The following is a 10,167-nucleotide window of genomic DNA, read 5'->3' as shown; positions in this document are numbered from 1 at the left end:
TTCTCAGCATCCGGATCAGTAGGCAGGAAGCACAAAGGCACGTCGTCCCTATAAAACGAATGCAGACCGGAAAAATTAGCGAATGAGAACAACTGTCAGGCGGGAGGTAGGGCGGCTTTTTTCATGCACACAAATCAAATGTGGGAGCGGGCTTGCTCGCGAAAGCGGTGTGTCAGTCAACGATGCAATAACTGAAATACCGCTTTCGCGAGCAAGCCCGCTCCCACATTGGGTGATGCGCTGTTCAGGCGATTGCGGCCATGACATGCCGACGATGATGCCCTTCCAGCTGATCCTTGATCACCTTGAGCACTTTGGCCTCATGCTCATGAATGAAGAAGTGCCCGCCGGCGAGCATGTCCACCGAAAAGCTGCCACGGGTTTCCTTGCTCCAGCCGATCAGTTGTTCGGTGGTCGCGCGATCCGCCTTGCCGCCCAGCACGTGCACCGGGCAGTTGAGCAACGGCCGCGACAACGGCTCGAATTTGCCGCAGAGCAGAAAGTCGGCGCGCAGGATCGGCAGGGTCAGGCTCATCAGCTCGGCATTGGCCAGCACTTCTTCGCTGGTGCCGTTGAGCGTGCGCAATTGATCGATCAGCTCGGCGTCGGTTTTCGGCTCGGCAAAACCGCGATCGTAATCGGCGCGCATCGTCGGCGCCGCCGTGCCCGAGGCAAACAGCGCCACCGGTTCCGGACAGCCCAATGCGCGCAGCGCGTGAGCGATTTCGCAGGCCAGCAGCGCGCCCAGGCTATGGCCGAACAACGCATACGGCGCTTTGAGATTCGGCCGCAATTCCTTGGCCAGTTGCATCGCCTGCGCCCGCATATCCGTGTGCAGCGGCTCGTCGAAACGTGCGCCGCGCCCCGGCAGTTCCACCGGTTGCAGTTGCAGCCATTGCGGCAGTTTTGGCCGCCAGCGGCTGTAGACCATGGCGCTGGCGCCGGAGTACGGCAGGCACAGCAGGGTCAGCTTGTTCACCCAGCTTTTCCTCGAAAAATTTGTCTGTAGAGAGAAACGGATTACGCCCCCGGCAAATTAGTCGCGCGCCGGTAAATTGCGCCAACAGGCGCTCGTTAACTGTTCAGGCCAAAACCAATAACGAGGATTCACCGTGGACCTGCAGAGCATCCTGGGCAAGTTGTTCGCCAATGCCAGTGCCGTCGGCATCGAAGGCGTTTTCCAATTCGTGTTTGGCCCGCAGCAGGCCTACTGGTCCGAGGTCAAGGCCAGCAGTCGCACCGCGCCCGGACGCCACCCCAGCCCCGACGTGACCATTGAAGTCGCCGAGAGTGATTTTCTCGGGATCATGGGCGGCCGAGTCAATGTCGAAGAACTGTTCGCCAGCGGCCGTCTGAAAATAGGCGGTAACATGGGCCTGGCGACGCTGCTGCCGCAGATTATCGAGCATGCGATGCACGGTGGCGCAGTGGCGCAAAAGGTCGACATGAACAAGCGCTACCCGACCCCACCACGCTTCAGTGAACAACTCACCGCCGGGCTGCCGGTGCAGACCCGCATCGAGCGCCATGCGCGCGATGAATTGTCGGTCAGCGAATTCAAAAGCAGATACTTGCCCAACGGCATCCCGGTGGTGATCAGCAATGCCTTGCAGGACTGGCCGCTGTTCAAGCTCAGTCGCGAGGAATCACTGGTGCATTTCGCCGAACTGCAGGGCATCACCCGCCACGGCGATTACGTGAAGAAAACCTTTTCCACCGAACGTGATTTCCGCTCGACGTCGATGGCCGAGTTCATTGCCTCGCTGGACCAACCGGCAGTCAAACGGGCTGACGGCGAACCGCCAGCCTACATGGGCAACAACATCCTGCCGGCGCAATTGCTGCAGCAGATCAAGTACCCGCCCTACTTCGATGCCTCGCTGTTCATCCCGCCACGGATCTGGATCGGCCCCAAAGGCACGCTGACGCCGCTGCACCGCGACGACACCGACAACTTGTTCGCGCAGGTCTGGGGCCAGAAGCAGTTCACCCTCGCCGCCCCGCATCACCGCGAGGCGCTGGGCACCTGGTCGACAGCGCCAAAGGGTGGCCTGGATGGCTGCGACTTCAACCCCGACGCACCGGACTATGAGCGCTTTCCCGCAGCACGCGATGTGACGTTCCTGCGCGTGACGCTGGAGGCCGGGGATCTGCTGTTTCTGCCGGAGGGCTGGTTCCATCAGGTGGAATCGGTGTCGACGTCACTGTCGGTGAATTTCTGGGTGAATTCGGGACGGGGTTGGTAACCCATCCGCTGTCTGTGTGGATAACTCTGTGGCGAGGGGATTTATCCCCGATCGACTGCGCAGCAGTCGCAAACTCACCCGGCACGCTTCTTCTGAAGGAAAGAGCTGGCTGGATTTGGGGCTGCTTCGCGGCCCATCGGGGATAAATCCCCTCACCACAACAGCTCATCAATGCCGGGTTATTTCAGGTGCCGATAACTCTGAAACGCCGACGCCAACACCACCGCCCCCGCCACAATCGCCAGCCAGAATCCGCTGCGTGCACCGAAAGCATCCACCAGAGCGCCCGAGCCGGCGGCGCCGATCGCCACGCCGATGCTCAACCCCGTCACCAGCCAGGTCAGGCCTTCAGTCAGTTTGGCCGGCGGCACGATGCGCTCGATCAACGCCATCGCCACAATCAGCGTCGGCGAGAAGAACAATCCCGCGACAAACACCGCCAGCGACAAACCGAAAATATTGCTCGCCAGCAACAATGGCAGCGTGGTCACCGCCGTCGCCACGCCGCCGTACAGAAACAGGCGCGGCAACGGCAGTTTCGAGCGCATCGCGCCAAACGCGATACCGGCCAGACACGAGCCGATGGCGTACACCGACAACACGATGCTCGCCGCCGCCGGTTGGCCCTGCTGCTGGGCGAAGGCGACGCTGACCACATCGACCACACCGACGATGACGCCCATGGCAAGCATCAACGCCAGCAGCCATTGCACGTCGGTCGAGCGAATGATCGAACCCTGATGCTGTGATTCCTGCGGGTGCACCGCCGGCTCGGTACTGCGCTGAGCAACAAACGCGGTCACCCCGATCGCCAGTGCCAGCAGCGCCGCCAACGGCCCAGCCTCGGGAAACGCCACCACGCACAAACCCACCGACAGCGGCGGGCCGACGATGAAACAGACTTCATCGAGCACCGATTCCAGCGCGTAGGCGGTCTGCAATTGCGGCTGGCCGCGATAGATCTCGGTCCAGCGCGCACGCACCATCGCCGACATGCTCGGCATGCACCCGGCCAGCGCGGCGAAGATGAACAGCGTCCAGGTCGGCGCCTGCAAACGCGTGCACAGCAGCAACATCAACAGCGCCCCGCCACCGATCAACGCCGACAACGGCAGCACTTTGCCCTGGCCGTAACGATCCACCAGCCGCGAGACCTGCGGCGCACAAAACGCCGTGGCCAGGGCAAACGTCGCCGCCACCGCACCGGCCAGCGCGTACCCGCCCTTGAGCTGCGAGAGCATGGTGATCACGCCAATGCCGGTCATGGAAATCGGCATGCGCGCGATCATCCCGGCCAGTACAAAAGCCCGGGCGCCGGGGGCGGTGAATAATTCGCGGTAGGGGTTTGCCATGGGTACAGCCTCATCAAGGGCCGCCAAGTTGCCATAAAGATTGATGAGCGTGGAAGCGGGGAATTGTTGGTGGAATGTGAAGGTCCCTTCGCGAGCAAGCCCGCTCCCACAGGGGCAACGCATTCTAACCGTGGGAGCGAGCCTGCTCGCGAAGAGGCCGGCATGTTCACCACAACACGTCACCGTCGAATGAACTCTCATGGCTTGCGACCAGTCAGCTAAATAAGTCCTCAATCAAGGCACGACTTCGCATGCAAATATCCCTCGCCCGCCAAGTGGCACTGGTCACCGGCGCCAGCTCCGGCATCGGCCACGCTGCCGCCAAAGCGCTGGCCGCTGCCGGCGCAGCCGTCGTGATCAATTACAACCGTCAGGCCGAACCTGCCGAGGCGCTGGCGCAGCAAATCATCGCCGACGGCGGTCAGGCACTGGCCATCGGCGCCGATGTGTCGAAGGAAGACGAGGTTGAACGGCTGTTCGCCGAGACCCTTGAGGCCTTTGGCTCGCTGGATATCCTGGTGGCCAACTCCGGCCTGCAAAAGGATGCCGCTGCGGTCGACATGACCCTCGAAGACTGGAACACGGTGATCGGCGTCAACCTCACCGGCCAGTTCCTCTGCGCTCGCGCCGCGCTGCGGATTTTCAATCGCCAGGGTGTGCGTGAAGGCGTGTCCCGCGCGGCCGGCAAGATCATTCACATGAGTTCGGTACATCAACGCATTCCGTGGGCCGGGCACGTCAACTATGCGGCGTCCAAGGGCGGCGTCGATCAATTGATGCAGACCCTCGCCCAGGAAGTCAGCCAGCAGCGCATCCGTATCAACGGCATCGCGCCGGGGGCGATTCGCACGGCAATCAACAAAGAAGCCACCGAAGGCGCCGCCGGTGAAAAGCTGCTGGAGCTGATCCCCTACGGTCGCATCGGCGACGTTGAGGACATCGCCAATGCGGTGGTGTTTCTCGCTTCCGATGCCGCCGACTACATCGTCGGCACCACCCTGTTCATCGACGGCGGCATGAGTCTTTATCCGGAGTTTCGCGGCAATGGCTGAGCATCATCCTGAACGACAAAGCCCGATCGACGCCCACGGCATCATCGGCGACCTGCGCAGTGCCGCACTGGTCAACGACAAGGGCAGCGTGGATTTTTTCTGCTGGCCGGAATTCGACAGCCCGTCGATCTTCTGTTCGCTGCTCGACACGCCCGAGGCAGGAATTTTCCAGCTCGCCCCGGACTTGCCCGATGCCCGGCGCGAGCAGATCTACCTGCCGGACACCAACGTGCTGCAGACGCGCTGGCTCAGCGAGTATGCGGTGGTGGAAATCACCGACCTGCTGCCGATCGGCGACAGTGTCGATGACCTGCCGCTGCTGATGCGCCGGGTGCGGGTGGTCAGCGGGGAAGCGACGTTTCACATGCGTTGCGCGGTGCGCCATGACTATGCCCGCGCCAACACCCGGGCGCAGATGGATCAACAATCGGTGATATTTAGCGCCGAGGGTCAGCCATCGCTGCGGCTGGTGGCGGATCAGGCGTTGCACATCGATGGCGAGTCGGCCGTTGCTTCCTTCAGCTTGAAACAGGATCAGCACGCCGAATTTGTTCTCGGTGGCGCCGACGATTCGCGTTTCAAGGATGACGGCGCGAAAATGTGCCTGGAGCGCACGTTGAAGTTCTGGCGCGACTGGATCGGCCAGTCCAACTACCGCGGGCGCTGGCGCGAGATGGTCAATCGCTCGGCACTGGCGCTGAAGTTGCTGACCTCGCGCAAGCACGGCGCGATCCTCGCCGCCGCCACCTTCGGCCTGCCGGAAACTCCCGGCGGCGAGCGCAACTGGGATTATCGCTACACCTGGATCCGCGACGCCTCGTTCACCGTCTACGCGTTCATGCGCCTGGGTTTTGTCGATGAGGCCAATGCCTACATGGGCTGGCTGCGTGGGCGGGTCAGCGATTGTCAGGGTAATTCGACAAAACTCAACATCCTCTATGCGATCGACGGTCGCCAGGAGCTGCCGGAAACCGAACTTTCTCACCTCTCCGGTCATGGCGGCGCACAACCGGTGCGCATCGGCAATGGCGCGTACGATCAGATTCAGCTCGATATCTTCGGCGAACTGATGGACGCGGTGTACCTGGTCAACAAGTACGGCGACGCGATTTCCCACCAAGGCTGGAAACACGTGCGCGAAGTGGTCGATCAGGTGTGTGAGACCTGGCAGACCACCGACGTAGGCATTTGGGAAATGCGCGGTGAGCAACATCACTTCCTGCACTCGCGACTGATGTGTTGGGTGGCGCTTGACCGGGCCATCCGCCTGGCCTCGAAACGCTCGCTGCCGGCGCCGTTCGTCCAGTGGGATCAGACCCGGCAGGCGATCTATGCCGACATCTGGGACAACTTCTGGGATGAGGAGCGCGGGCATTTCGTCCAGTACAAGGGCGGCACCGCGCTCGACGGTTCGATGCTGCTGATGCCGCTGGTGCGCTTCGTCAGCGCCAAGGACCCGCGCTGGCTGTCGACCCTTGAAGCGATCGAAAAGCATCTGGTGCGCGACGGCATGGTTTATCGCTATCGCAACGACGACGCCAACATCGACGGTCTGACCGGCACCGAAGGCGCGTTTGCCGCCTGCTCGTTCTGGTACGTCGAATGCCTGGCCCGGGCCGGTCAGGTGGAAAAGGCGCATCTGGAGTTCGAGCAATTGCTGCGTTATGCGAACCCGCTGGGCCTGTACGCCGAAGAGTTCGACAGCAAAGGCCGCCATCTGGGCAACACCCCGCAAGCGCTGACGCATCTGGCGCTGATCAGTGCGGCGAGTTTTCTTGATCGGCGGTTGAGCGGGGAGAAGAGTGTTTGGCAGCCGTAATTTCGCCAGTGTCTGTAGGAAATATGCCGCATCAGCGCGCTTCGCCGGGCTAACCCCTACACAGAAGTAAACAGAATCAGATCTCCTGTGGTGAGGGGATTTATCCCCGATCGGCTGCGCAGCAGTCCTGATTTTTCCGGTGCATTTCGTCAACAGCACCGCGTTGCTTGGCTTTGCGCCTGCTGCGCAGCCGATCGGGGATGAATCCCCTCACCACAGTTTGGGTAGTTTGTTCCTGCTTCTTCTAAACAACACCCAGGCAAATCCCTCCCCCGCAACCTGCACTTACACCCTGAAATACCCTGTTGCCAGCTGTTACATCCCCCCCTACCATCCACCGCAACGGGCACAGCGGAGCTGTCCAATAAAACCCGAATTCAAGGAACCAGAATGACCCAGCACGTCCACCGCCCCATCGCCACGCCCCTGCGCACCGGCCTGACCCGCACCCAACTCTGGGAAGCCGCCGACAAAGGCCTGATCAAGTGCTGGGAAATCGGCCGCCAGCGCGCCACCCGCTTCCCCGACCTTGCGCAACAATGCCTCGCCGGCGAACTGCCGGTGCTCGGCTGGAAAGGTGGCGTGAGCCGCAGCCTGAAGAAAAACGAGAAATACGGCTCGCTGAAATACCTGGCGCAGTGGCAGGGGTTGCGTGGCGAGGATCTGGATATTGATCTGGGTGAGGAACGTTCGCTGACCTGCTCGCGGACGAAGATGCGGGTGACGTTTACCCCGGATCGGACGAAGTATTTCAATCAGGTGGCGGAAGCCGAGGCTTAAGGAGAAGCAACCCCGGCAAGTGACGCTTCACCTGTGGCGAGGGAGCTTGCTCCCGCCGGGTTGCGAAGCGACCCCATACTTCAATGGACCTGCTGCGCAGGCCTGCGGGAGCAAGCTCCCTCGCCACAAAGGAATGGTCTAGTGTTGCCTGACGCCCAATTGCTGTGGAGTCTGCCGTGTCTGACATTCAATGCGTATTGACACCGAACTTGGCCGTAGCCTTTGAACAGCACGGCCCGTCCAGCGGCGACGCGGTCATATTGCTGCATGGCTTCCCCTACTCGCCTCGGGCGTACGACGAAATCGCCCCGGTCCTCGCCGCCCACGGTTATCGGGTGATCGTCCCGTACCTGCGCGGTTACGGGCCGACTCGCTTCAACCACCCCGAAACACTGCGCTCCGGCCAGCAAGCAGCCCTCGCCCAGGACTTGCTGGAGTTGATGGATGCATTGGGTATCGAACACGCCACGCTTTGCGGTTACGACTGGGGCGGTCGGGCAGCGTGCATCGTTGCGGCGTTGTTTCCCGAGCGGGTGCGCGGGCTGGTGACGGGGGATGGCTATAACGTGCAGGACATCGCCAATTCGACCCGACCACTGGATCCCGAGACCGAGCACCGTTATTGGTACCAGTACTATTTCCACACGCCACGCGGCGTCGCGGGCCTGACGCAAAACCGGCAGGCGTTCTGTGAACTGCTGTGGAAATTGTGGTCACCAACCTGGGCACGCAACGCCGAACGTTATCCGCTGAGCGCACCGGCCTTCGACAACCCGGACTTCGTTGACGTGGTGATTCATTCCTACCGTCATCGCTTCATGTACGCCGCAGGCGATCCGGCGCTGCAATGGATGGAAGACGCGTTGATCAAACAACCGCCGATCAGCGCGCCGACTATTTCCCTGTGCGGTGCCGACGATGGGGTCGGTCCTGCGCCGGAAGAAGATGAAGATGTACACCACTTCACCGGTCTGTACGAAAGGCGCGTGCTGCCCGGTGTCGGCCACAACATTCCCGAAGAAGCACCGCAGCAAACGCTCAAGGCACTACTGGATCTGCTCCGGCACTGACCGAAAACCGCTCCCGGTACGCCTGCGGCGTCACCCCGATCGCGCGCAGAAAACTGCGGCGCAACGTTTCTTCACTGCCAAACCCGCAGTTGGCCGCAACCCGTTTCACCGGCAGCCCGGTGTCACTCAGCAAACGGCGGGCGGTTTCGACGCGGATCAGTTCGATGGCGCGGGCCGGGGTCTGGCCGGTGTCGGCGCGGTAGTGGCGGACGAAGCTGCGTTCGCTCATGCCGGCCTGTTCGGCCAGGGTCGGGACGCCGAGGTCGCAGGTGAGGTTTTCGGCGATCCAGGCGTGCAGCTCATCAAAGCGATTGCCCTGATTCTGCAGGGCCAGGGTCACGCTGAATTGCGATTGCCCGCCGGGCCGTTTGAGGAACACCACCAGATGCCGGGCGACGTCGAGGGCGATGTCGCGGCCCAGATCTTCCTCGACCATCGCCAACGCCAGATCGATGCCGGCGGTAACGCCGGCCGAGGTCCAGACCGGGCCGTCGTTGATGAAGATCGGATTGGCTTCGACCTGCAGCTTCGGATGCTGCTGCGCCAGTTGTTCGCAGCGGGTCCAGTGGGTGACCACGCGACGTCCGTCGAGCCAGCCGCTCGCCGCCAACAGGAAAGCGCCGGTGCAGACCGAGGCCACCCGTCGACATTTCGCCGCATGTTCGCGCACCCAGTCCACCAGTGCCAAATCCTCCGCCGCCGGGTAAATGCCCCAGCCACCGGCGATAATCAAGGTATCGCTGGCCTGCTGCGGCAACGGTTCGGCCAGCACCGCCAGCCCTGCCGACGACATCACCGCCCCGCCCTCACTGGCGATCACCGACGGCGCATACGGCACCGGCAAGCCGCGCTGGCGGGCGATGTCGTTGGCCGAGGCGAACACTTGCAGCGGGCCGGTGACGTCGAGGATCTGCATGTTGGCGAACGCGAGTACGTGAATGGCTTTGGGCATTTGGCGTAATTCGTGGGGTTAATGGCGTATACGCCAGAACCTACGCGCCTACAGTGAAGCCGTCCACCCCTCAACTGGAGAAAAACCCCATGACGTTGCAGATCGGTTTTCTGTTGTTTCCGCAGGTGCAGCAACTCGACCTGACCGGGCCCTATGACGTGCTGGCCTCGCTGCCGGACGTGCAGGTGCATCTGATCTGGAAGGATCTGGTGCCGGTCACCGCCAGCACCGGCCTGCTGTTGAAACCGATCACCACCTTCGAGGATTGCCCGAATCTGGATGTGATCTGCGTTCCCGGCGGCGCCGGGGTCGGGCCGCTGATGGAAGATGAGCAGACGCTGGGGTTCATCAAACGCCAGGCGGCGCAGGCCAAATATGTGACATCGGTGTGCACCGGTTCGCTGGTGCTGGGCGCGGCAGGTCTGCTTAAAGGCAAACGCGCGACCACCCACTGGGCCTATCACGAACTGCTGCCGAAACTCGGCGCGATTGCGGTGCAGGACCGAGTGGTGCGCGACGGCAATCTGTTTACCGGTGGCGGGATTACCGCAGGCATCGACTTTGCCCTGGTGCTGGCCGCCGAACTGGTGGGAGCCGAGGCGGCGCAGTTGATTCAGTTGCAACTGGAATATGCGCCGGCGCCGCCGTTCAATTCGGGCAGCCCTGATACGGCACCGAGCGCGATCGTCGATGAGGCTCGCCTGCGTGCAGCACCGTCGCTGAAACTGCGCACGGAAATCACCGAGCGCGCGGCGGCGAAGCTCGATTTGCGCTGATTCCTCAGCCACACACAGATCTACTGTGGGAGCGGGCTTGCTCGCGAATGCGGTGTATCCGTCGAGATTTTTATCGCCTGACACACCGCATTCGCGAGCAAGCCCGCTCCCACAATGGGT

General features: G+C 62.1%; 9 protein-coding genes. 6 read left to right on the top strand and 3 right to left on the bottom strand.

The features are described 5' to 3' along the window. Positions 1-244: 244 nt before the first annotated feature. Positions 245-979 carry a thioesterase II family protein gene (locus ACM6I7_RS00470; RefSeq protein ID WP_414887748.1) on the bottom strand — a complete coding sequence of 245 codons (735 nt, stop codon included), beginning with the start codon at positions 977-979 and terminating at the stop codon, positions 245-247. A 133-nt stretch (positions 980-1,112) separates the two neighbouring features. Here ACM6I7_RS00470 and ACM6I7_RS00465 point away from each other — a divergent pair, with 133 nt between their 5' ends. Further along, positions 1,113-2,246, top strand: a complete 1,134-nt coding sequence (locus tag ACM6I7_RS00465; protein WP_183782298.1) for a cupin-like domain-containing protein — start codon at positions 1,113-1,115, stop codon at positions 2,244-2,246. Positions 2,247-2,425: 179 nt separating this feature from the next. Here ACM6I7_RS00465 and ACM6I7_RS00460 read toward each other — a convergent pair whose 3' ends face one another. Next, the gene (locus tag ACM6I7_RS00460) at positions 2,426-3,598 is read right to left on the bottom strand and encodes an MFS transporter (RefSeq protein WP_247268332.1); all 1,173 of its coding nucleotides are present in this window, start codon (positions 3,596-3,598) and stop codon (positions 2,426-2,428) included. Positions 3,599-3,849: 251 nt separating this feature from the next. Here ACM6I7_RS00460 and ACM6I7_RS00455 point away from each other — a divergent pair, with 251 nt between their 5' ends. The 4 genes from ACM6I7_RS00455 (at position 3,850) to ACM6I7_RS00440 (ending at position 8,319) form a co-directional block, all read left to right on the top strand. After that, positions 3,850-4,650 (top strand): glucose 1-dehydrogenase, encoded by an 801-nt coding sequence (locus ACM6I7_RS00455; protein WP_414887747.1) that lies wholly within the window; start codon positions 3,850-3,852, stop codon positions 4,648-4,650. Then, entirely contained in the window at positions 4,643-6,469 is a 1,827-nt protein-coding gene (locus ACM6I7_RS00450) for a glycoside hydrolase family 15 protein (protein WP_414887746.1), read from the top strand. Before ACM6I7_RS00455 ends, ACM6I7_RS00450 begins: the two co-directional genes overlap by 8 nt. A gap of 390 nt (positions 6,470-6,859) precedes the next feature. Then, the gene (locus ACM6I7_RS00445; protein ID WP_027614207.1) at positions 6,860-7,249 is read left to right on the top strand and encodes a hypothetical protein; all 390 of its coding nucleotides are present in this window, start codon (positions 6,860-6,862) and stop codon (positions 7,247-7,249) included. Between the two features lie 176 nt (positions 7,250-7,425). Then, complete coding sequence (locus ACM6I7_RS00440) at positions 7,426-8,319, top strand: alpha/beta fold hydrolase (RefSeq protein ID WP_027614208.1); 894 nt, start codon at positions 7,426-7,428, stop codon at positions 8,317-8,319. Here ACM6I7_RS00440 and ACM6I7_RS00435 read toward each other — a convergent pair. Further along, positions 8,288-9,271 (bottom strand): GlxA family transcriptional regulator, encoded by a 984-nt coding sequence (locus ACM6I7_RS00435; protein WP_027614209.1) that lies wholly within the window; start codon positions 9,269-9,271, stop codon positions 8,288-8,290. The genes ACM6I7_RS00440 and ACM6I7_RS00435 overlap by 32 nt on opposite strands. Positions 9,272-9,360: 89 nt before the next feature. Here ACM6I7_RS00435 and inhA point away from each other — a divergent pair, with 89 nt between their 5' ends. Next, positions 9,361-10,047 (top strand): isonitrile hydratase, encoded by a 687-nt coding sequence (inhA, locus tag ACM6I7_RS00430; protein ID WP_414887745.1) that lies wholly within the window; start codon positions 9,361-9,363, stop codon positions 10,045-10,047. Positions 10,048-10,167: the final 120 nt, after the last annotated feature.

Origin of the sequence: Pseudomonas sp. IT-93MI4 (assembly GCF_949767635.1) — a bacterium.
Lineage (GTDB): Bacteria > Pseudomonadota > Gammaproteobacteria > Pseudomonadales > Pseudomonadaceae > Aquipseudomonas > Aquipseudomonas putida_A.
This window is presented reverse-complemented; position numbering and strand designations above follow the sequence as displayed.

Excerpts from the sequence above, each read along its gene's own strand:
- ACM6I7_RS00460 (WP_247268332.1), bottom strand. The coding sequence starts at position 3,598 with ATGGCAAACCCCTACCGCGAATTATTCACCGCCCCCGGCGCCCGGGCT.
- ACM6I7_RS00455 (WP_414887747.1), top strand. The coding sequence starts at position 3,850 with ATGCAAATATCCCTCGCCCGCCAAGTGGCACTGGTCACCGGCGCCAGC.
- ACM6I7_RS00450 (WP_414887746.1), top strand. The coding sequence starts at position 4,643 with ATGGCTGAGCATCATCCTGAACGACAAAGCCCGATCGACGCCCACGGC.
- ACM6I7_RS00445 (WP_027614207.1), top strand. The coding sequence starts at position 6,860 with ATGACCCAGCACGTCCACCGCCCCATCGCCACGCCCCTGCGCACCGGC.
- ACM6I7_RS00435 (WP_027614209.1), bottom strand. The coding sequence starts at position 9,271 with ATGCCCAAAGCCATTCACGTACTCGCGTTCGCCAACATGCAGATCCTC.
- inhA (WP_414887745.1), top strand. The coding sequence starts at position 9,361 with ATGACGTTGCAGATCGGTTTTCTGTTGTTTCCGCAGGTGCAGCAACTC.